Annotated in this window: 20 protein-coding genes; 11 read left to right on the plus strand and 9 right to left on the minus strand. The window is 71.5% G+C overall.

Going from position 1 to position 20193, the window contains the following annotated elements:
* Positions 1-170: 170 nt before the first annotated feature.
* Entirely contained in the window at positions 171-341 is a 171-nt protein-coding gene (locus KOI47_RS18705; RefSeq protein ID WP_216205034.1) for a hypothetical protein, read from the plus strand.
* An 88-nt stretch (positions 342-429) separates the two neighbouring features.
* On the opposite strand, the gene KOI47_RS18710 is transcribed toward KOI47_RS18705, so the two are convergent.
* The 7 genes from KOI47_RS18710 to KOI47_RS18740 all read right to left on the minus strand — a co-directional run bounded on the left by KOI47_RS18710 (position 430) and on the right by KOI47_RS18740 (position 8369).
* Positions 430-1488, minus strand: a complete 1059-nt coding sequence (locus KOI47_RS18710) for a hypothetical protein (protein WP_216205036.1) — start codon at positions 1486-1488, stop codon at positions 430-432.
* A gap of 142 nt (positions 1489-1630) precedes the next feature.
* Complete coding sequence (locus tag KOI47_RS18715) at positions 1631-2638, minus strand: N-acetylglucosamine kinase (RefSeq protein ID WP_216205039.1); 1008 nt, start codon at positions 2636-2638, stop codon at positions 1631-1633.
* Positions 2623-3903 (minus strand): 6-phospho-beta-glucosidase, encoded by a 1281-nt coding sequence (locus KOI47_RS18720; protein ID WP_232376099.1) that lies wholly within the window; start codon positions 3901-3903, stop codon positions 2623-2625. Before KOI47_RS18720 ends, KOI47_RS18715 begins: the two co-directional genes overlap by 16 nt.
* Positions 3900-4793 carry a carbohydrate ABC transporter permease gene (locus KOI47_RS18725; RefSeq protein WP_216205045.1) on the minus strand — a complete coding sequence of 298 codons (894 nt, stop codon included), beginning with the start codon at positions 4791-4793 and terminating at the stop codon, positions 3900-3902. The genes KOI47_RS18720 and KOI47_RS18725 overlap by 4 nt, the downstream gene beginning before the upstream one ends.
* The gene (locus KOI47_RS18730; RefSeq protein WP_216205048.1) at positions 4790-5782 is read right to left on the minus strand and encodes a carbohydrate ABC transporter permease; all 993 of its coding nucleotides are present in this window, start codon (positions 5780-5782) and stop codon (positions 4790-4792) included. Before KOI47_RS18730 ends, KOI47_RS18725 begins: the two co-directional genes overlap by 4 nt.
* Positions 5783-5791: 9 nt before the next feature.
* The gene (locus KOI47_RS18735; protein WP_216205051.1) at positions 5792-7153 is read right to left on the minus strand and encodes an extracellular solute-binding protein; all 1362 of its coding nucleotides are present in this window, start codon (positions 7151-7153) and stop codon (positions 5792-5794) included.
* Positions 7154-7202: 49 nt separating this feature from the next.
* Positions 7203-8369 (minus strand): ROK family transcriptional regulator, encoded by a 1167-nt coding sequence (locus tag KOI47_RS18740; RefSeq protein WP_216217389.1) that lies wholly within the window; start codon positions 8367-8369, stop codon positions 7203-7205.
* Positions 8370-8592: 223 nt separating this feature from the next.
* Here KOI47_RS18740 and KOI47_RS18745 point away from each other — a divergent pair, with 223 nt between their 5' ends.
* Complete coding sequence (locus KOI47_RS18745) at positions 8593-9441, plus strand: hypothetical protein (RefSeq protein WP_216205054.1); 849 nt, start codon at positions 8593-8595, stop codon at positions 9439-9441.
* 25 nt (positions 9442-9466) lie between these two features.
* On the plus strand, positions 9467-9859 hold the full coding sequence (locus tag KOI47_RS18750; protein WP_216205056.1) for a TIGR03618 family F420-dependent PPOX class oxidoreductase: 393 nt from the start codon (positions 9467-9469) through the stop codon (positions 9857-9859).
* A 20-nt stretch (positions 9860-9879) separates the two neighbouring features.
* On the opposite strand, the gene KOI47_RS18755 is transcribed toward KOI47_RS18750, so the two are convergent.
* Positions 9880-10587 (minus strand): MBL fold metallo-hydrolase, encoded by a 708-nt coding sequence (locus tag KOI47_RS18755; protein ID WP_216205059.1) that lies wholly within the window; start codon positions 10585-10587, stop codon positions 9880-9882.
* A gap of 32 nt (positions 10588-10619) precedes the next feature.
* On the opposite strand from KOI47_RS18755, the gene KOI47_RS18760 reads away from it, so the two are divergent.
* Positions 10620-11435 carry a class I SAM-dependent methyltransferase gene (locus KOI47_RS18760; RefSeq protein ID WP_216205062.1) on the plus strand — a complete coding sequence of 272 codons (816 nt, stop codon included), beginning with the start codon at positions 10620-10622 and terminating at the stop codon, positions 11433-11435.
* On the opposite strand, the gene KOI47_RS18765 is transcribed toward KOI47_RS18760, so the two are convergent.
* Entirely contained in the window at positions 11391-13511 is a 2121-nt protein-coding gene (locus tag KOI47_RS18765; RefSeq protein ID WP_232376100.1) for an MMPL family transporter, read from the minus strand. The genes KOI47_RS18760 and KOI47_RS18765 overlap by 45 nt on opposite strands.
* A gap of 102 nt (positions 13512-13613) precedes the next feature.
* On the opposite strand from KOI47_RS18765, the gene KOI47_RS18770 reads away from it, so the two are divergent.
* The 7 genes from KOI47_RS18770 (at position 13614) to KOI47_RS18800 (ending at position 20144) form a co-directional block, all read left to right on the plus strand.
* Positions 13614-14054 carry a MarR family winged helix-turn-helix transcriptional regulator gene (locus tag KOI47_RS18770; protein WP_216205065.1) on the plus strand — a complete coding sequence of 147 codons (441 nt, stop codon included), beginning with the start codon at positions 13614-13616 and terminating at the stop codon, positions 14052-14054.
* 53 nt (positions 14055-14107) lie between these two features.
* The gene (locus KOI47_RS18775; protein WP_216205067.1) at positions 14108-15184 is read left to right on the plus strand and encodes a sensor histidine kinase; all 1077 of its coding nucleotides are present in this window, start codon (positions 14108-14110) and stop codon (positions 15182-15184) included.
* Positions 15181-15954 carry a LytR/AlgR family response regulator transcription factor gene (locus tag KOI47_RS18780; protein WP_232376101.1) on the plus strand — a complete coding sequence of 258 codons (774 nt, stop codon included), beginning with the start codon at positions 15181-15183 and terminating at the stop codon, positions 15952-15954. The genes KOI47_RS18775 and KOI47_RS18780 overlap by 4 nt, the downstream gene beginning before the upstream one ends.
* A gap of 16 nt (positions 15955-15970) precedes the next feature.
* On the plus strand, positions 15971-16330 hold the full coding sequence (locus tag KOI47_RS18785) for a hypothetical protein (protein WP_216205073.1): 360 nt from the start codon (positions 15971-15973) through the stop codon (positions 16328-16330).
* Positions 16331-16337: 7 nt separating this feature from the next.
* A complete protein-coding gene (locus KOI47_RS18790; RefSeq protein WP_216205076.1) occupies positions 16338-18113 on the plus strand; it encodes a sodium/solute symporter in 1776 nt (591 codons plus the stop codon).
* Between the two features lie 73 nt (positions 18114-18186).
* Positions 18187-18522: a DUF485 domain-containing protein gene (locus KOI47_RS18795; RefSeq protein ID WP_216205079.1), complete on the plus strand. Its 336-nt coding sequence runs from the start codon at positions 18187-18189 to the stop codon at positions 18520-18522.
* A 14-nt stretch (positions 18523-18536) separates the two neighbouring features.
* On the plus strand, positions 18537-20144 hold the full coding sequence (locus KOI47_RS18800) for a solute symporter family protein (protein WP_216217391.1): 1608 nt from the start codon (positions 18537-18539) through the stop codon (positions 20142-20144).
* Positions 20145-20193: the final 49 nt, after the last annotated feature.

Below are 20193 nucleotides of genomic sequence, written 5' to 3' on the forward strand. Positions count from 1 at the left end.
CCCGCCGCCCGCGTCAACGTCCCCTCAAGGACGCGCGGACGGGCGTCAACGCCGCGTGAGCCCGTGCCATGGCAGGCCGCGGCGGACGCATGCTTGGTCCGGGACACCGAGGTGGCCCCGGACACCCCAGATACGGCACAGACTTCCGAATCGAAAGTGAGTACGGGTCGATGAGTCCCCTGGTATGGGCGATCCTGCTGGTCGGCGTTTTCGTGGTCATCGCGCTGGGCCTGCGCACCGTGCAACGCGGCGCCGCGGCCCGGCCGGAGCCGGAAGCCGAACCCGCCGGGTTCGCCGAGACCGCAGCGGTGCCGGAGACCGCCCCGGTCGCCTCCCGCTGAGGCGGGTCAAGAAGGCACGTCCGGCACGCCGACCGAGGAACGCAGGCAGCGCCACTCGGTCTCGCCGAGTGGCCGGCCCGGACAGCCGTCAACGTGCCGGTCCCGGTGCGGGGATCATGCCGCCGTCGGCCGCCAGCGACTCGTACCGGCGCGCGACAGCGCCGAAGGCGGCCTTGGGCGTCCAGTGCTCCGCGCCATCGGGGCCTTGGCCGCCCGGCCGGGTGATCTTGACGATGCCGAAACTGGCCAGATCAGTGTCCGTGGCACGGTCGGCCGTGTGTACCAGTGTCGGCTCGCTGAAGGCGAACACGAACGTGCCGTGCACGCCTGCCGATGCCAGCGCGTCGATCGAACCGGTCAGGTAGTCGGCCTGGACCTGCTCGTCGCGGGCCACCTCGGTGGTGATGCTCGGCGGATCGGTGCGGTGGTCGAGGATGTCGTATCCGGACGCGCCCCGATCGGCCGCACCGCGGTAGGCGCAGCAGCCGAACTCGGTGATCAGCACGGGCTTGCCGCCCTCGACATGCCGCCGGACCTGATCGACGTAGACCGGGGCGTTGCGCTCGTCGCGGTAGGTGTCCAGGCCGACATAGTCGAACCGGGACCAGTCGACCGACTCCCAATCGCCCGCACCATAGGTGATGGGGCCGTCGAAGGTGGCGCGGACGGCGGTGGCCAAGCGGCCGAGCAGCCCGTCGAGGGCGCGGTCGAACGTGGACTTCCGCCTGCCGATCAGCCGCGGGAGCCGCCGGCCGCGGTGGTCGAACGAGCGTCCCGGCACGATGCCGCGGCTGGTGAGGGTCAGCTCGCAGCCGAGGTTGATGCCGACGCGCCCGTGCTGGGAGCGCAGGCGCTCAGCTGCCGGACCCAGCTCACGTAGCGCGGCCTCGATCGCGTTGGGCCGGGCCTCGATGAGCCGGGGCTGAAGCCAGGCGAACAGGCCCAGCTCGGCGGCGATGGTCCCCGCCTCGACCAGCCGCGCAGGCTCGGTGGCCATGATGGAGACCGCGTTGCACGACAGGTCATCCCTGATGGCGGTCATATCCCGGCGCACGTCGGAGGGGCGCCAATGGGGGCGGGAGTGGAAGTCCTTGGCATAGCGGACACCGGCGTCGTAGCAGACGCCTCGGACGGGAAGGACGGTCAACGGGAGAACCTCTCGGTGGTGGCCTGCCAGCTACACCGGGCAACGCAACCACCAACCGGCAGGTTCCCTGGCCCGTACCAGGGCAGGAGCCGGTGGTCCGGCCCGCCTTCCGCAGCCGGGCACGTACCGTATCGTCCAGGATCTAGTATCCGATGCCGACCGAGGAACGCAGACGGGCGTAGGCAGCCGCGTCCGCGCCGATCGCGTCCAGCCCGGACAGTGCCGCGCCGAACACCGGTGGCAGTGCGGTCACCCTGACCGAGGCACGCGGAGCCACCTTGAGGCAGCGCCGTTCGATCTCGCCGATCACGGCGCCGTCCACCCCGGTCAGCACTCCCCCGCCGAGCACAACGGCCGGCGCGCCGGTGGTCATGTCCAGCTTGCGCAGGCTGACCGTGACCAGCAGGCCGACCTCCTCGATCAGCCGGTCCACCACCTGCTGCGCCACCGCGTCCCCCGCGGCCGCGACCCGGAACAGCAGCGGGCACAGCTCGTGCATCGCGCTCGCGGGCAGCTGCCGGAAATGCCTGCGCTCCACCACCTCACGCGCGGAAGCCAGGCCGAAATGGCGCAGCACGGCCGGCAACAGCGCGGTCCGCGGGCCCCTGCCGTCCTCGGCCCGCACCGCCCACCACAGCGCCTCCTCGCCGAGCTGCATACCGCCGCCCCAGTCGCCGGAGATCCGGCCCAGCGCGGGAAACCGGTGGGTCCGGCCGTCCGCGCCCACCCCCACGCAGTTGATCCCCGCCCCGCACACCACGGCCACCCCGATCCCGTCCGGCGTGCCCGCGCGCAGCAGCGCGAAGGTGTCGTTGCCCACCCGCACCGAGCCCGACCAGCCACGCCCGGCCAGTGCCTCCCGCAGTGTGTCCTCCTCCTGCGGCAGGTCCAGCCCGGCGAGATAGGCGGAGGTGTGCACGCCGAACGGGCGGCCCGCTGGCAGGCCCGCCGCGGCGAAGGCGTCCAGCACCAGTCCCTCGAACACCTCCAGTGCCCGCGGCACCCCGACCGCCTGCGGGGAGGCTCCTGGCCCGCGGGAGCGGCCCAGCACCACCCCCGCGGTGCTCATCAGCAGCACGTCGGTCTTGCTGTTGCCACCGTCGATCGCGATGACCACCTCACCGCCGGTACCGTTCACCGGCGGGCCCATGGCAGGTAGGGCGCGTTCAGCCGCACCAGCTCGTCGGCAAGGGTGTCGGCGTACTCGTACTGGCCGACGAGCGGATGTGCCAGCAGCGCGTCCGCCACCCGGTCCCTGCCGCCGTGCAGCGCGGCTGCCAGCGCCAGCTGCTCGTACGAGGTGACCTGGGAGATCAGCCCGGAAAGCAGCGGCGGAACCGGCCGCGCCGGCAGCGGCCTGGCACCTGATCCGTCCACAGTGGCCGGAACCTCGATCACCGCATCCGCGGGCAGGAACGGCAGGGTCTGCCCGTTGCGCACGTTCACCACATGTTCCTCGGCCGGCCCGCCTCCGGTGAGGGCATGCACCAGCTGCACGGCGGCCTCGGAGTAGTACGCCCCGCCCCGCTGCGCCAGCTGCGCCGGCTTGTGTACCACGGTGGGGTCGGCGTACAGCTTCAGCAGCTCCGCCTCCACCTCGCCGACCACCTCGGCCCGCGGGCGCTCGGTACGTTGCGCGCGCACCACCTCGTCGTGCGCGTAGAAGTACTTCAGGTAGTACGAGGGGACCATGCCCAGCCTGCGCAGCCACGGCAGCGGGGTCCCGACATGCTCGGCGAGCCGCGGCCCGTGCTCGGCGAGCAGTTCGGGCAACCGGTCGGTGACACCCTCCTCGCCCGCCACCAGTACGGCGCGTTCCCAGCTGAGGTGGTTCAGCCCGACGTGCTCCAGCCGCACCGCACCGGTGTCCACCGCCAGCAGCTCAGCGAACAGCCGTTGCAGCCCGATCGCCACATTGCACAACCCGACCGCGCGATGCCCCTCGTCCAGCAGTGCCCTGGTGACGATGCCGACCGGGTTGGTGAAGTTCACCAGCCAGGCGCCCTCGCCCGCCACCTCGCGGACCCGGCGCGCGATGTCCAGCACCACCGGCACCGTGCGCAGCGCCTTGGCCAGCCCGCCAGCGCCGGTGGTCTCCTGCCCTACGCAGCCGCAGTCCAGCGGGAAGGTCTCATCGGAATGCCGGGCCACCTGACCGCCGACGCGCAGCTGCAGCAGCACGGCCAGCGCCCCCTCGGCGCCCTCGGCCAGGCTGGTGGTGGTCCGGATCCGCGCCGGGTGACCGGCATGCGCGAGCAGCCGGGCGCAGCAGGAGCCGACCGTGGCCAGCCGGTCGGTGTCCGGATCAACCAGTACGATCTCGCCGACGTCCACACTGGACCGTCCGGTGGCGATACCGTCCACCAGCTCGGGTGTGTAGGTGGATCCCCCGCCGACCACCGTGAGCTTGCTCAACCTTTGACTCCCGTGAAGGTGATACCGCGCACGAAGGACTTCTGCGCGAAGACGAACAGGACGATCACCGGCGCCATCACCAGCGCGGTGGCCGCCATGGTCAGGTTCCATTCCACGTGGTGCATGCCGCGGAAGGAGGCCAGTGCCAGGGACAGCGTCCAGCTGTCCCGGTTCTCGCCGGTGAACAGCAGCGGCCCGAAGTAGTCGTTCCAGGTGAACAGGAAGCAGAACATCCCGGTGGCCACGATCCCCGGCTTGGCCATCGGAATGACCACCCTGGTCACCACCTGGAACTGGTTGCAGCCGTCGATCCTGGCCGCCTCGAGGTACTCCTTCGGGATGGTCAGGAAGAACTGCCGCAGCAGGAAGATGCTGAACGCGTCGAAAAGGAAGTAGGGCACGATCAGCGGGGCCAGGCTGCCGGTGAGCCCGAGCCGTACCCACAGGTCGTACAGCGGCACGACCACCACCTGCGGGGGCAGCATCATGGCCGCGATGGTCAGCAGGAAGAACAGGGTCTGCCCGCGCCAGCGCAGCTTCGCCAGCGCGTAGGCCGCCGGGATCGCCGACAACATGATGCCGAGCGTGGCCAGCCCCGAGTAGGTGAGGCTGTTGAACAGGTACAGGTGCAGCGGCGCCTCCTCGAACACCCGCACGAAGTTCTCCAGATGCCATTCCTCCGGCCACAGGCTGGAGGTCATCGCCTGGTCGCTCTCCATCACCGCGGTCAGCAGCACGAAGACGATCGGCAGCAGGAACAGGATGCCGAGGCCGAGACCGAGGCTGTGCGTGGCCACCCAGTACAACCTGCGGTCCCAGCTCGCGCGCCGGGCCGCCGCGGGCCGCGGCGGCCGCGGTCCGGTGGGTGTGGTCGCCGTCGTCGTGCTCATCGGGCCGCCTCCTGCACATCCGAGGCTTTCCGCAGCTGGCGCACCAGCACGGCGGTGAACGCGAAGGAGACCAGGAACAGCAGCACGGCCATGGCGGCGGCGTAACCCATGTTGAAGTAACGGAATCCCTGCACGTAGAGCCAGATCGGGTAGGTCAGCGTGGAGTTCTGCGGTGCGCCGATGGTCTTGGTGTTCCCCGCGACGTCCGCGGCTCCCTGCGCGACCGAGGCGGCCACGACGGCCTGGGTGAAGAACTGCAGCGCGAAGATGATCGAGTTCACCACGCCGAACAGCAGCACCGGGGAGATGGACGGCAGGGTGATGTGCCAGAACCGGCGCAGCGGCCCGGCGCCGTCCAGCGCGGCGGCCTCGTAGTGCTCCTGCGGCACGTCCAGCAGCGCCGCCAGGATGATGATCATGAGCTCGCCGGAGCCCCACATCACCAGCAGGGTCAGCGCGGGCTTGGACATCGCCGGATCGTTGAACCACAGCCCGCCCTCGATGCCGAGCAGCCGCAGGAACCGGTTCACCGGCCCGAACTCCGGGTTGAACAGGAAGACGAAGGCCAGGGTCGCGGCGGCGGGCGGGGCCAGCGCGGGCAGGTAGCACAACGTACGCACCAGACCCACGCCCCGCCGCAGCCGGGAGATCACCGAGGCCACGCCCAGGGCGAAGACCACCCTGGTCACGGTCAGCACGACCACCAGCCAGGTGGTGTTCCACGCGGCGGTGGCCACCAGCGGCTCGCTGGTGAACATCCGGATGTAGTTGTCGAAACCCACCCAGGACGGCGGGTTCAGCAGGTCGTAGTCGGTGAAGGAGTAGTACAGCGTGGCGATCAGCGGGTAGCCGAAGAAGATCAGGAACCCGAGCAGCGCGGGCGCCATGAAGGCGAGCACGGTGACGCGACGGCGGCGGGAGCGCCGCGCCCGTTCCCCTTCCAGGGTGGGCGCGACGCTCTCCTTCGCCCGGCCGAGAGTGGCGGTCATGGGTCTCGCTCAGTTCCCGCCGCTCTTCTGCGCCAGCGCGTCGTTGATCTGGGCGTCCACCTCGGCCAGCCCCTTGTCCAGGTCCGGGACCTTGCCCGCCTGCCAGCGGGCGGCGAAGTCGTTGACCGCCTTCAGATGCGCGTCCCCGATCACCGTGGTGGGATTGGGCAGCAGCTTCCCGCCGGAGAACAGGTCGAGGAAGGTCTGGAACTGCTCGTCCACCTCCAGCCGGGGGTCCTCCAGCGCGGGCAGCGTGCTGGGCACGTTGCGCAGCCCGTTGCCCAGCTGCACCAGCGTGTCGGTGTCCAGGGACATCTGCTTGATCAGTTCCCAGGCTGCGCCGGGATTCTCCGCCCCGCGCGGGATGGCGATGATGGTGCCGGTGGTGAACGCCCCGCCGTAGCGGTCCGGCTTGCTGTCCGCGACCGGCGGCGGCGCGGTACCGTACTCCAGCTCCGGTGCCTGATCCGCAAGGAAGGCCGTGCGGTACTCCCCGTCGAGCATCATCGCCACCTCACCGCGGTGGAAGGCGTTGTCGGCGGAGAACTGGTCGCCCAGTCCCGCGGTGAACCGTTCCAGGTTCTCGTAGCCGTAGAAGTCGACCAGCCGCTGCTGGAACCGGAACATCTCCTTCCACTCCGGACTCCCTGCCAGGTTGGACCTGCCCTGCTCGTCCAGCCAGGTCGCGCCGAAGTTCGGCGCCCAGATCTGCGCCTGGTTGGCGTAGAACGGCATCGAGGGCAGGAAACCGGCCACCTTGATCGAGCCGTCCGGGTTGAACTCGGTGAGCTTCTTGGTGTACTCGAACAACTCCGAGGTGTTCTTCGGCGGCCCGGAAAGGCCGGCCCCTGCGAACATCTCCTTGTTGTAGTAGAGGCCGTAGACGTCAGCGAGCATCGGCATGGCGCACCGCTTGCCCTGGTACTCGGTGTAGGAGCGCACGGCTTCCGGGATCACACTCAGATCGATCTCGTCCCGCTCGAGATAGGGCCCGAGGTCGGTGAAGCTGCCATTGTCGCACCAGGTGCCGAGGTTGTCGGTGTAGAAGGAGATCGCCACGTCCGGCGGGTTACCTGCGCGGATGGAGGCGGCCAGCTTGTCGTCGTCCTGGTTGCCCTCGTGGTTGATCTCGATGTTCGGGTACTTCTGCTTGAGGTTGTTCAGGCCCTTGGTCACCACGTCGTACTCGCGCGAGGCGAACTTGCTGTACACGGTCAGCGTGAGCGACTCGTCGGCGGCGGGCGCGGGTGCCGCCTCGCCGTCCTGTTCTGGCCCGCTGACCGCGCCGGAGCAGGCCGTCGTCAGCATCGCCGCGGCCGCCAGTGCCGCCAGGGCACGGGCCTTCTTCTTGGGGGTCCGGATGGAGCGCATCTGCCCTCCTGTGATCACTGGATGGGGACGGTGGAGCGGTTCCGGGAGCTCACCGGCTCCCGGAGGGAAGTCCGAACACCTCCTCGCGCACGGTGGCCAGCGCCGACTGCAGCGCGCCCGCCCGCACCGCGTCGGCCGGTGCGGCGGCCAGCTCGACCGGGGTCCGCGGCACCACCAGCTCGTGCAGCTCGTGCGAAACCAGCTCGAGCAGGAGATCCCCGCCCGCCCTGCTGACCTCGCCGCACAGCAGCACGGCCTCCGGGTCGAGCACGCTGACCACGTTCGCGATCCCGGCGGCGACCCGGCGGGCGAGGTCGGTCAGGAACGCCCTGCCGGCCTCGCCCGCCTTCACCGCCGCACCGACCGCCGCCCAACCGGTGTCGGCGGAGATCTCGTGTGCCTCGGCGAGGGCGAGGATCGCGGGCGAGTCGACCAGGTCGCCCCAGCGGGCACCGAACCGGTCGAAACCGGTGTCGGTGCGCGCCCGGTCGGGCACCTGCAGCCAGTCGATCTCCCCGCTCCCGCCCGATGCACCGCGGCGCAGCCTGCGGTCCAGCACCACCGCGCCGCCCGCGCCCTCGCTGAGCCACACCAGCACGAAATCGTTCAGCTCGGTGGCCCCGCCCTCGGCCATCTCGTGCAGGGCCACCAGGTTCACGTCGTTCTCCACGGTCACCCCGGTGCCGAGCGCGGCGCCGAGGGCAGCCGGGAGGTCGAAGCCGGACCAGCCGGGCAGGTGCGGTGCCGACTCCAGCCGCCCGGTGGCCGGGTTCACCGCCCCCGGTGCCCCGATCACCACCTGGTGCAGCTGCGCCGGCGTGAGCCCGGCGGCCCCGGCTGTGCCCGCCAGTGCCGCGGCGAAGGCGGCCACCACATCGGTCCCGGCCAGCACCGGCACCTCGGGCGGCTCCGCCCTGCGCTGCGCCAGCGCCCTTCCGGTGATATCGGCGATCACCATGTCCGCACCGTGCGGGGTGAGGTCCACCGCGGCCACCCTGGCGACCGCCCCGTTGACCGCCCAGAGTTGCGCACGGGGCCCGCGCCCGCCGTCCCGCACGCCGTCCTTCACGACGACGCCCTCCTCCTCGAGACGGGCGAGCAGCTGCGCGGTCGCCGGCTTCGAGAGGCCGATCACGTCCTCGAGGTGGGACCTGGTCAGCGGTCCCTGCTTGAGCAGCGTGTCGATGGCCGCCCGGTCGTTGATCTCCCGCAGCAGCCGCGGGCTCCCCGTGCGCACTCGCCACCCCCCTGGGCCGGTGCCGACCCGACCGATTTAGATAGGAAACTTTACAGACGGTTTCGAGACACTGTAGTGGTCTACACCACACTCGTCAACGGGCGAACTCCGGGAAAAACACGAGAACCATTCACATAGCGGGTACCGGGTCGGGGCCGCCGCTGGTATCCAGAAACCACCCCTGCATCGAGACGGAGTCCCCATGCGCAGAACCGGGATACTGACCGCCCTGCTCGCCACCCTCCTGCTGCTCTCCCCGGGCCTCGGGCACGCCGCCCCGGACACCGGACCCTGGGTGCCGATCGGTTCGGACCGGGCCCGCCCGCTGGACGAGAGCCAGGGCCTGGCGACCGTGATACGGCCGGACGGCGGCTTCATCCGCTACACCGGGGTGGGCACCATCCCGCCAGGACTCGCCGTGCGCGGCTGGAACCATGTCGGCGACCCCGGTGCGCGCCACGGCTACTACGTGGAGCCCTACCAGCGGGACGACCGCGGGCCGAAGTTGTTCCGGGTGCAGGCGCCGGACGGTTCCTGGGCCGAGTACACCCACCAGCTGGAGTCGTGGGAGGCGAACAACAACTCCTTCGCGGCGGTGTCCCCGGACGGCCGCTGGCTGGTGACCGGCGAGTGGGGCACCAAGGACCGGCTGCTGGTACATCCCATGCCGGGGATTGTGGCCACCGACCCGGCCGCCGACCTGCCGCTCGCCTTCACCATCCGGCTGGACCGGCCGGTGCGGGACGTCCAGGGCTGCGCGTTCTTCTCAGCCACCCGGCTGCTGTGCTCCTCCAACGACCCCGATGGCTCGCTCTTCGGCGTCACCAAGCCGTTGCTGCGGCTCGACCTGCCCGGCCCGCTCGCCGGGCAGGAGGTGACCGCGCGGGTCAGTGCCCTCGGCCGGCTCCCGCTGGAGAGCGCCTGTTCCGGCGAGTTCGAGACCGAGGGCATCGACTACGACCCGCGGGACGCAACCCTGCGCGTCGTGGTCCTCTCCCCCGGCTTCTGCCTGCTCACCGACAGCAAGACCTGGCGCTTCCGCCTGCGCTGACCAGAGGACTTGGCAGGATGGGGACATGATCGCAGTCAGTCCGCAGTTGCGGGAGTTCTGGACCGAGCGGCTGTTCCCGACCCTGACCACCCTGCGGCCGAACGGGCTGCCGCACGTGGTCCCGGTGGGCGTCACGGTGGACGAGGACTTCGCCGTGGCGCGGGTGATCTGCAGCCGGGGCAGCGTCAAGGCGCGCAACGTCCGCGCGGCCGGACCGGCGGGCGCGCCGGTGGCGGTCAGCCAGAACGGGGCCGGGCGCTGGTCCACCCTGGAGGGCAGGGCGGTGCTGCGCGAGGACGCCGAGGCGGTACGCGAAGCCGAGGAGCGCTACGCCCGTCGCTACCAGCGGCAGCCGAGGCCCAACCCGGAGCGGGTGGTCCTGGAGATCACCCTCACCCGGCGGCTCGGCATGGCCTGAGCCGCTTCCGCCCAACCGGCTCAGCCGAACACGGCCCGCCACTCCTCGAGCGACCGCGGGCGGAACACCATGTTGCGCTCGCGCACCTGGGACAGCGCGGCCGAGGGATCGGCGGAGTACAGGTGGCCGGGGTAGACCACGGGGTCGCCATCCAGCCCGGCCAGCCACTGCAGGCTGCGGTACATCGCGTCCGCGTCCCCGCCGGGGAAGTCGGTGCGGCCGCAGCCCTCGAGGAACAGGGTGTCCCCCGCGATCAGCTTGCCGTCCAGCAGGAAGCACTGGCTGCCCGGGGTGTGCCCAGGGGTGTGCAGCAGCCGCAGCGGGATCGCCCCGACCTCGAGCCGCTCGTCGTGGTCGTGCCCGACCAGGTCGTTCGCGGACAGGCCGGTGACCCGCCGCACCCACTCCGTCTCGTCCCGGTTGACGTGCACCGGCACCGGTTGCAGGGCCATCAGCTCGGGCAGGCCGGGCAGGGCGAAACCCATCATGTCGCCGCCGACGTGGTCGGGATGGTGGTGGGTGGCCAGCACCCCGGTCAGCCGCATCCCGTCCGCGGCCAGCGTGTCCAGCAGGTCCTGGACCGCGTAGGCCGGGTCGACGATCAGCGCCTCCCCGGTTTCCCGGTCGCCGATGAGGTAGCTGAAGTTCGCCATCTGGGTGGCCACCTGGTCGCCGACGGCGAAGTCGCGGCCCGCGAGCAGCTGGCGGAAGTAGAGCCGGTCGGACATGGCCCGATGGTATCCGGGTCAGAATGATCCCGATGGAGGCGATCGAACGGTGGCGCACCGAGCTGGCGGCCTGGCGGATCCCCGAGCACATCCTGGCCGCGGCCGAGGACTCGCCGTGGGTGCTGCCCCGGCCGGTGTTCACCCGCAGGGCCGACCGGCAGTTGCGCAGCCCGGAAGGCGCCTCGCACCCGGCCGCGTGGGACGCGCTGGACCCGCCCGGTTCGCTACTGGACATCGGCGCGGGGGCCGGGTCGGCCTGCCTGCCGCTGGCACCGCGGTGCACCGGGCTCACCGCAGTGGACGAGGACGCCGAGCTGCTCGCCGAGCTGGACCGCAGGGCGGGCACACACGGCCTGTCCGCCCGGCTGGTGCGGGGCAGCTGGCCCGCGGTGGCCACCGAGGTCGCGCCGGCCGATGTGGTGCTCTGCCACCACGTGCTCTACAACGTCGCCGAGCTGGAGCCGTTCGTCACCGCGCTCACCGGGCACGCCCGCAGGCTGGTCGTGGTGGAGCTGGCTGACCGGCACCCGCTCACCGCGCTGAACCCGCTGTGGCGGCACTTCCACGACATCGACCGGCCGGAGGGCCCGAGCGCGCGGGACGCCGTCGCGGCCCTGGCCGAGCTCGGCATCCACCCCGGGGTCCGGCGCTGGCGGCGCACTCCGGCCGCCGAGCATCCCGATCCGGAGGCACTGGTGGAGGCGACCAGGCGCAGGCTGTGCCTGCCGCGCTCCCGCACCGCCGAGGTGGCCGCGGTACTGCGCGAGCGCGGCGAGCTGGACGCGGCAAGGGACCTCGGCGCCTCAGGATCCGAGATCGTCACGCTGACCTGGCGCGGCACCGCCTGAGGCCAGCCGGGAGGGCCACCACACCCGGCTGCCGATGTCGATGGTCAGCGCGGGCACCAGCAGCGAACGCACCAGCAGGGTGTCCAGCAGGACGCCGAAGGCCACGATGAAGGCGATCTGGGCGAGGAACAGGATCGGCAGCACGGCCAGCGCGGCGAAGGTCGCGGCCAGCACCACCCCGGCCGAGGTGATCACCCCGCCGGTCACGGTCAGCCCGCGCAGAGTGCCCGTCCTGGTCCCGGCGTGGACGGTCTCCTCCCGGACCCTGGTCATCAGGAAGATGTTGTAGTCGATCCCCAGCGCCACCAGGAACACGAAGCCGAACAGCGGCACCCCCGGGTCGGCGCCGGGGAAGTCCAGCACGTGGTTGAACACCAGCGCGGAGACGCCCATGGTGGCGCCGAAAGACAGCACCACGGTGGCGATCAGCAGCAACGGGGCCAGCAGCGCGCGCAGCAGCAGGGCGAGCACGGCGAAGATCACCACCAGCACGATCGGCATGATCACCGCGCGGTCCCGCTTCGAGGTCTCCTGGGTGTCCAGCTGGATCGCGGTGCGGCCGCCGACCTTGGCCTCGGCGCCGGGGACGGCGTGCACGGCGTCCCGGATGCGCCGCACGGTATCGATGGCGGACTCCGAACCGGCCGGGGCGGTCAGGATCGCGTTCAGCTGGACCTTGCCGTCCACCACCTTGGGCCGGCCTTCCTGGCCGGTCAGCGGGGTGACCTGGGAGACACCCCGCACCTCGGCGGCGGCGGCGACCTCCGCGCTCTTCCCTGCCTCGGCGATGATCACCGCGGGTGAGCCGGCCCCGGCCGGGAAGTGCCTGGCGAGGACCTGTTCGCCGGTCACCGAGTCCACCTCGGTGAGGAACACATCGGACTGGTCGGTGCCGCTCGCCCGCAGCTGCGGGACGAAGGCGACCCCGGCCAGCAGCACCACGGTGGCACCGATCCAGATCGCCCGCGGCGCCGCGTTCACCCAGCCCGCTACCCGCGCCCACAGCCCGCCTTCCTCCTTGTGCGGCGAGCCCAGCGCCGGGCGCAACGGCCAGAACGCGGCCCTGCCCAGCAGCACCAGTGCCGCGGGCAGGAAGGTCAGCGAGGCCAGCAGGGCGGCGGCGATGCCGATGGCGGCCACCGGGCCGAGGCCACGGTTGGAGTTGAGGTCGCTGAACAGCAGGCACAGCACGCCGAGGATGACGGTGCCCGCCGAGGCCGTGATCGGCTCGACGGTGGCCCGCAGCGCGGTGCGCATGGCGGTCCAGGATCCCGGGGTGTCGCGCAGGTCCTCCCGGAACCGGGACACCAGCAGCAGGGCATAGTCCGTGGCCGCGCCGAAGACCAGGATGAACAGGATGCCCTGGCTCTGCCCGTTCAGCGCGAGCATCTCGCCGTCGGCCAGCAGGTACACCACCAGGCTGGCAAGGCCCAGCGCGAACACCGCGGACAGCAGCACCACCAGCGGCAGCACCGGACTGCGGTACACCATGATCAGGATGAGCACCACGACCGCGGCCGCCACCAGCAGCAACAGGCCGTCGATCCCGCTGAAGGCCTGCACCAGGTCGGCGAGCTGGCCCGCGGGGCCGGTCACCAGCACGGTCAGCCCTTCCGGTGGCGCGGGCAGGGCGTCGCGGACCTCCTGGGCCACGTCGCCGGGGTTGCCGTCCGCGGTGATCGGCACCACCAGCTGCGCGGCCTGGCCGTCCGGGGCGGTGATCGGCGGCGGCAACGGCCCGCGCACCCCCGGCACCTCCCCGGCGCGCTGCGTGGCGGTGGCAAGGAACCGCTGGTCGGCCGCGGTGATCCCACTGGGGCGTTCCAGCACCACGACGGCTGGGACGGTCTGGCTTTCGGCGAAGCGTTTCTGCAGCTCGGTGACGGCGGTGGCCTCGGCGGATGCGGGCAGGAAGGCCGCGTTGTCGTTCTCCGCGACCTCGCTCAGCTTGCCCGCGAACGGCCCGCCGAACCCGCCGACGGCGAGCCAGACGATCAGCAGCAGCGCGGGGACCAGCCAGCGCCGCCTTCGGATACGCGCCGGGCCGGTCTCGGTGGGCGGCTCATCGGAGATCATGGGATGCGGTACCTCGCCTGTCGGGACGAACGAGCCGGGTGGCCTCCTCATCCGGCAGGTTATTCAGCAGGCTGACGATTTGCATCGCGAAGGGCTGTGAGGATGGACACCGACCCGGATTCCGGCATCGAGTCCTGGCCGACCGGGCGGCTGCTGTCGGTGGCTGCGCGGCTGGTGGAGGCCAGATGGGCGGTCCTGCTCGACCAGCTCGGGCTCAGCCATGCCGGCCTGGTCGCGCTGCACCTGCTGGGCACCGAGGGGCTGGCGCAGAGCGCCCTGGCCCGCCGGTGCCGGGTCACCGACCAGACCATGAGCCGCACCCTGGACCGGTTGCACCGCTCCGGGTTCGTGGAACGCACCGCCGATCCCGCCGATGGGCGCCGGACGCTGGTCCGGGCCACCGAGGCGGGACGCGAGGTGCACCGCAGGGCCGCGGAGGCGGAACGGCACGACCCGGTCGTCCAGGCCGCGCTCGGCCAGGACGAACGGTTCCGCCGCAGGCTGCTGCACATCGTCACCGAACTCGGCCCCGAGCACGGCTGACCCGGACAGCGGGGGCCTAGGATTGGCGAGCCATCGACGTGGATGGAGCCTGCATGTCCGTACCTGCCGACCGGGAGCCGGGCCGGGACGCCCTCCGGGCGCACCGGGCGCGGGCGCGCGCCGAGCCGGCGGGCACGCTGGAGACGGCACGGCACGTCGCCGAGGACCTCGCCGACGGCCTCGCCGGGCCACGGGCCCGCGCCGCGGCACGCGGCATCCGCAGGCTGCTCGGCGTGGAGGGCGTCGGGCTGGCCGACCTCTCCGGCGGGCTGGTCCGGTCCGGACGGCTGCCAGCGGAGGCGGACACCGCGGCCATGGTCGAGGACGTGCTGCACACCGAGAGCCGGTGCACCCGCGGCCAGCTCGTCGCGCTCCCGCTGATCGTGCACGACGAGATGGCGGGTGCCCTGCTGGTCGCGGGCCGGGCAGGCAGGGCTGCGCTGCGCGAGGTGGCGGGCGTGATCGTGGCGGCGCTGGAGCGCGGCCACCTCGAGGCATCCGCCGAACATGCCGCGCAGGCCGAGCTGCGCGCGCTGCGCGCGGAGATCTCGCCGCACTTCGTGTACAACGCGCTCACCGTGATCGCCGGGCTGGTGCGCTCCGAGCCCGCCCGGTCCAGGGAGCTGATGCTCGACTTCGCCGACTACATCCGGTACAGCCTGGCCCGGCACGGCGAGTACACCACGGTCGCCGACGAGTTCCACGCCATCGAGACCTACCTCGCCCTGCAGCGCGCCGTGCTCGGCGACCGGCTGCGGGTGCAGGTCAGGGTGGCGCCCGAGGTACTCGCCGTGGCGATCCCGTACCTGGTGCTGCAGCCGATCGTGGAGAACGCGGTGCGGCACGGCATCGAGCCCTGCGCCGGGGGCGGGCACGTGCAGGTGACCGGCGAGGCGGAGGGCGCGGACTGCGTGATCAGCGTGGAGGACGACGGTGCCGGGATGCACCCGGCTGCGGCCGAGGCCGTCCTCGCCGGGCACGGCGGCGGCAGCATGGGACTGGCCAATGTCGACCGCAGGTTGCGTAACGTGTACGGGCCATGGTTCGGGCTCGTGGTGGAGACGGCCGAGGGCGACGGCACCAAGGTGATCGTCCGGGTCCCCATGTTCCAGCCGGGAGTGATGCCGTGAAAGCCAGCGGTCTGCACGTACTCGCCGTGGACGACGTGCCGGCGGCGCTGGAGGACCTGTGCCAGCTGCTCCGGGACGCCCCGGAGGTCGAGCGGGTCACCGCGGCCGCGGACCCGCTCGGCGCGCTGCGGATGATCCGCGGCGAACGGTTCGACGCGGTGTTCCTGGACATCGCCATGCCCGGCCTGGACGGGCTGGAACTCGCCGCGCTGCTCGGCAAGCTGGCCGAACCGCCGGTGATCGTGTTCGTCACCGCCTACGACGAGCACGCGGTGGCCGCCTTCGGTGTCGGGGCGGTGGACTACCTGCTCAAACCGGTGCGCGCGGAACGCCTCGCCGACGCGCTGGCCAGGGTCGGCCGGATCGCGCCGGCCGGGGAACCAGCCGACGACCAGCCGGACGCGCTGGCGGCGCTGCCGGTGGAGTCCGGCGGCCGCACCCGGTACGTGCGGCGGGACGAGGTGCGCTTCGCCGAGGCACACGGGGACTACGTCCGGCTGCACACCCCCTCCGGGGTGCACCCGGTGCGGATGCCGATCTCCCGGCTGGAGGAGTACTGGGCGAACGCGGGGTTCGCCCGGACGCACCGCGGCTACCTGGTGGCGCTGGAGGCGGTGCGCGAGCTGCGCAGCGATTCGGTCGGCGGGCTGCTGGCGCATACCGACCTCGGGGACGTGCCGGTCAGCCGCAGGCATGCCAGGCAGCTGCGCGAACGGCTGCTGCGCGCGGCCCAGCGCGGCGAGTTCGGCCGTCCCGAACAGCGGACCTGAACCGGACGGTGCCCGGATGACCACCAACCGCCGCGTCGCGGTCACCAGCCCGCAGACCCGTCTGGCGCACGCCAGGCGCAGGCACCGCGGGCGGTGGCGGCCCGCGACGCTGGACCCCGCCGATGCCGAGCGTGCGGTGCGGCTCTACCGGGCGCAGCGTACCCGCTCGGCGCTGGCGCTGGCCCTGCTGTTCGCGCTCGTCTTCGGCCTGCCCGTGCTGCTGGCGGCGTTCCCCGCCCTGGACGAGCTGCGGCTGCTGGGCATCCCGGTGTCCTGGATCGCGGTGGCCGTCCTGCCGTTCCCCGCCATGGTGACCCTGGCCTGGTGGCAGCTGCGCCGCGCCGAACGCACCGAGGACGCCGAGGGCCCGGGGTGACCGGCACATGATCACGGCCTTCGCGGTGGCGCCGGTCGTGCTGGTCACCCTGCTGATCGGGCTGCGCGGGGTGGCGGCCATGCGCACCACCTCCGACTTCCTGGTCGCCTCCCGGCGGGTGTCCCCGCTGCTGAACTCCGCGGCGGTGTCCGGGGAGTACCTGTCCGCGGCCTCCTTCCTCGGCGTGGCCGGGCTGGTGGTCAAGGACGGTATCGGCGCACTGTGGTATCCGGTCGGGTTCACCGCGGGCTACATCGCGATGCTCGCGCTGGTCGCCGCCCCGATGCGGCGCTCGGGAGCGCTGACCGTGCCCGACTTCGCCGAGGCCAGGCTGGCATCCCCCGCTCTGCGCAAGCTGGCCGCCGTGGTGGTGCTGGTGATCAGCGGGCTGTACCTGGTGCCGCAGTTCCGCACCGCGGGGCTGGTGCTCAGCGTGGTCGGCGAGCAGCCGTACTGGGTCGGCGTGGTGATCGCGGGCGCGGCCGTCAGCATCACCCTCGTGCTGGGCGGGATGCGTGCGGCCACCTACGTGCAGGCGTTCCAGTTCTTCTTCAAGCTGCTGCTGTTCATCGTCCCTGCGGTATGGCTGCTCACGCAGGTCGGCCCGCAGGTCCGCACGGAGGCCCTGCACCCGGTGGAGTTCACCCACTTCGAGCGGGACACCGCGGTCACCTTCCGGGTCCCGGTCACCCTGGAGGTGCCACCCGGCGCCGCCCTGCGCGAGCCGGACGGCACGATCAGACCGCTGCCGGAGGGGGAATGGCAGGTGCCCGGCGGCCGGACGGTGGTGTTCCCTGCCGGATCCCCCGCCCCCGACCTGGCGGGTGAGGCCGCACCGGGCGGCCCCGGCTGGGAGCGGCCCCTGCTGGACCTCGCCGAGACCGGCTACCCGCTGCTGGGCACGTTGTCCGTGCTGGCGGCCACCATGCTCGGCACCATGGGGCTGCCGCACGTGCTGATGCGGTTCCATACCAGCCCGGACGGGCGCGCGGCCCGCCGGACCGCGGTGCTGACCGTGGCGCTGCTCAGCGTGTTCTACCTCTTCCCGTGGATCTACGGGGTCCTCGGCAGGGTGCTGGTGCCCCATCTGTATCTCTCCGGCGCCACCGACACCGCGGTGGTGGCGCTACCCGCGCAGGTGGACACCGGCGCCTGGGGAACCTTCTTCACCGGCCTGCTCACCGCGGGGGCGTTCGCCGCCTTCCTGGCCACCTCGCTCGGGCTGGTGCTGGTGGCCTCCGGCGCGATCTCGCACGACCTGGTGCCCGGCGGGCTGCGCCAGCTGCGGGTGGCGGTGGTGGGCGCCGCCGCGGTGGTGGTGCTGCTGGCACTTCCCGCGTTCCGCTTCGACGCGGGGACGCTGGTGACCTGGGGGTTCACCGTGGCGGCTGCCACCTTCTGCCCGCTGCTGGTGCTGGGCATCTGGTGGCGCGGGCTGACCGTGCCCGGCGCGATCAGCGGGGTGGCCACCGGGCTGATCGCCTCCACCGGGGCGTTCACCCTCACCCTGCTCGATCCACCGGTCGGCGGCTGGGTCGCCATCCTGCTGGCCCAGCCCGCGCTCTGGGCGGTTCCGCTGGCTTTCGCCGTGATGACCGTGGTGTCGCTGTTCGGCAGGCCACCGCCCTGGGCCGCGGCCGCCATGCTGCGGCTGCACCTGGACGAGAACCGGCGCTCGCTCATCGCCGACCGGCAGGCCGTTGCCAGGGACCTCGGCCACTCGTCGTGGTCCGCCCGCCGCTCGTCGGCCGTTCGTCGCATCACACGCCGGTTGGTCCGCTGACGATTCCGGCATATCGCCTGCCTTCCTAGGGTGACGCAGGACACGAAGCCGTGCGCCGAAGAGGAGCCGAGGCATGAGTGAACCGATAGCCCACTCCCCGTCCACCCCACGCTGGGAAGAGGTCCACCAGAGCGCGGATTTCAGAGAGCTGCGTAAACGGCTACGGAGCTTCGTTTTTCCGATGACGGGTTTCTTTTTGGTGTGGTATTTGCTGTATGTGTTGCTGGCGGATTATGCGCCGGGTTTCATGGCCACGCCGGTGTGGGGGAATATCAATGTGGGGTTGATTTTCGGGTTGTTGCAGTTCGTGTCCACGTTTGTGATCACGGGGTTGTATGTGCGGTATGCCAACCGCAGGCTGGACCCGATCGCGGACCGGATCCGGGGCGAGATCGAGGGGGAGGCGTGATGAGCGTGCAGGGTATGCCGCTGGCCCAGGGTGTCCAGGGTGGTAACCCGGCCCTGAACATCAGCATTTTCGGGGCGTTCGTGCTGGTGACGCTGGTGGTGGTGTTCCGGGCCTCGCGTAACACCCGCACCGCCTCGGACTACTACGCCGCGGGGCGGTCCTTCACCGGCCCGCAGAACGGCACCGCCATCGCCGGGGACTACCTCTCGGCGGCCTCGTTCCTGGGCATCACCGGCGCGATCGCCCTGACCGGCTACGACGGGTTCCTGTACTCCATCGGGTTCCTGGTGGCCTGGCTGGTGGCGCTGCTGCTGGTGGCCGAGCTGATGCGCAACACCGGCAAGTTCACCATGGGCGACGTGCTGGCCTTCCGCATGCGCCAGCGCCCCGTGCGCGCCGCCGCGGCCACCTCCACCCTCGCGGTGTCCTTCTTCTACCTGCTGGCCCAGATGGCCGGCGCCGGCATCCTGGTCTCCCTGCTGCTGGGCATCTCCGGCGAAGCGGGCCAATCCCTGGTCATCGCCGTGGTCGGCATCATCATGATCATCTACGTGCTGGTCGGCGGCATGAAAGGCACCACCTGGGTCCAGATCATCAAAGCCGCCCTGCTCATCTTCGGCGCCGCCCTGATGACCCTGTGGGTCCTGGGCCGCTACGGCCTCAACCTCTCCACCCTGCTCGGCGCCGCCGTGGAGCGCGCCGGCACCGACGGCGCCAGCCTCCTGGGCCCGGGCGCCAAATACGGCGCCACCGACACCAGCAAAATCGACTTCCTCTCCCTCGGCCTGGCCCTCGTCCTGGGCACCGCCGGCCTGCCGCACGTCCTCATGCGCTTCTACACCGTGCCCACCGCCCGCGACGCCCGCCGCTCCGTCGTCTGGGCCATCGCCTGGATCGGCCTGTTCTACCTCTTCAGCCTCATCCTCGGCTACGGCGCCGCCGCCCTCGTCGGCCCCGACACCATCGCAGGCGCCCCCGGCGGCGCCAACGCCGCCGCCCCCCTGCTGGCCCTCGAACTCGGCGGACCCCTCCTACTCGGATTCATCGCCGCCGTCGCCTTCGCCACCATCCTCGCCGTCGTCGCCGGCCTCACCATCACCGCCTCCGCCAGCTTCGCCCACGACGTCTACGCAGGCGTCATCAAAAAAGGCCGCGTCGACTCCAAACACACCGAAGTCCGCGTCGCCCGCATCACCGCCTGCATCATCGGCGCCCTCGCCATCGCCGGCGGCATCGGCGCCAAAGACCAAAACGTCGCCTTCCTCGTCGCCCTCGCCTTCGCCGTCGCCGCCTCCGCCAACCTCCCCACCATCCTCTACAGCCTCTTCTGGAAACGCTTCAACACCACCGGCGCCCTCTGCTCCATCTACGGCGGCCTGGCCACCAGCCTCCTGCTCATCATCTTCTCCCCCGCCGTCTCCGGCACCCCCACCTCCATGCTCAAAAACATCGACTTCGCCTGGTTCCCCCTCTCCAACCCCGGCCTCATCTCCATCCCCCTCTCCTTCCTCCTCGGCTGGGCAGGCACCCACCTCTCCCACGAACACCTCGAACACAAATACGCCGAGATGGAAGTCCGCTCCCTCACCGGAGCCCACGCCGAAAAAGCCACCCAACACTGAACAGGCACCGGAGCGACTAGAGCGGCTCTGAAGTCTGGGTCAATCCCCT

It is taken from the genome of Amycolatopsis aidingensis (assembly GCF_018885265.1).
GTDB classification, from domain to species: Bacteria; Actinomycetota; Actinomycetes; order Mycobacteriales; family Pseudonocardiaceae; genus Amycolatopsis; species Amycolatopsis aidingensis.

What these genes read in the sequence shown, in the direction of transcription:
- KOI47_RS18785 (WP_216205073.1), top strand. Translation starts at nt 15,971, where the DNA reads ATGACCACCAACCGCCGCGTCGCGGTCACCAGCCCGCAGACCCGTCTG.
- KOI47_RS18775 (WP_216205067.1), top strand. Translation starts at nt 14,108, where the DNA reads ATGTCCGTACCTGCCGACCGGGAGCCGGGCCGGGACGCCCTCCGGGCG.
- KOI47_RS18715 (WP_216205039.1), bottom strand. Translation starts at nt 2,638, where the DNA reads ATGGGCCCGCCGGTGAACGGTACCGGCGGTGAGGTGGTCATCGCGATC.
- KOI47_RS18790 (WP_216205076.1), top strand. Translation starts at nt 16,338, where the DNA reads ATGATCACGGCCTTCGCGGTGGCGCCGGTCGTGCTGGTCACCCTGCTG.
- KOI47_RS18745 (WP_216205054.1), top strand. Translation starts at nt 8,593, where the DNA reads ATGCGCAGAACCGGGATACTGACCGCCCTGCTCGCCACCCTCCTGCTG.
- KOI47_RS18760 (WP_216205062.1), top strand. Translation starts at nt 10,620, where the DNA reads ATGGAGGCGATCGAACGGTGGCGCACCGAGCTGGCGGCCTGGCGGATC.
- KOI47_RS18735 (WP_216205051.1), bottom strand. Translation starts at nt 7,153, where the DNA reads ATGCGCTCCATCCGGACCCCCAAGAAGAAGGCCCGTGCCCTGGCGGCA.
- KOI47_RS18770 (WP_216205065.1), top strand. Translation starts at nt 13,614, where the DNA reads ATGGACACCGACCCGGATTCCGGCATCGAGTCCTGGCCGACCGGGCGG.
- KOI47_RS18755 (WP_216205059.1), bottom strand. Translation starts at nt 10,587, where the DNA reads ATGTCCGACCGGCTCTACTTCCGCCAGCTGCTCGCGGGCCGCGACTTC.
- KOI47_RS18705 (WP_216205034.1), top strand. Translation starts at nt 171, where the DNA reads ATGAGTCCCCTGGTATGGGCGATCCTGCTGGTCGGCGTTTTCGTGGTC.
- KOI47_RS18750 (WP_216205056.1), top strand. Translation starts at nt 9,467, where the DNA reads ATGATCGCAGTCAGTCCGCAGTTGCGGGAGTTCTGGACCGAGCGGCTG.
- KOI47_RS18795 (WP_216205079.1), top strand. Translation starts at nt 18,187, where the DNA reads ATGAGTGAACCGATAGCCCACTCCCCGTCCACCCCACGCTGGGAAGAG.
- KOI47_RS18765 (WP_232376100.1), bottom strand. Translation starts at nt 13,511, where the DNA reads ATGATCTCCGATGAGCCGCCCACCGAGACCGGCCCGGCGCGTATCCGA.
- KOI47_RS18725 (WP_216205045.1), bottom strand. Translation starts at nt 4,793, where the DNA reads ATGAGCACGACGACGGCGACCACACCCACCGGACCGCGGCCGCCGCGG.
- KOI47_RS18800 (WP_216217391.1), top strand. Translation starts at nt 18,537, where the DNA reads ATGCCGCTGGCCCAGGGTGTCCAGGGTGGTAACCCGGCCCTGAACATC.
- KOI47_RS18730 (WP_216205048.1), bottom strand. Translation starts at nt 5,782, where the DNA reads ATGACCGCCACTCTCGGCCGGGCGAAGGAGAGCGTCGCGCCCACCCTG.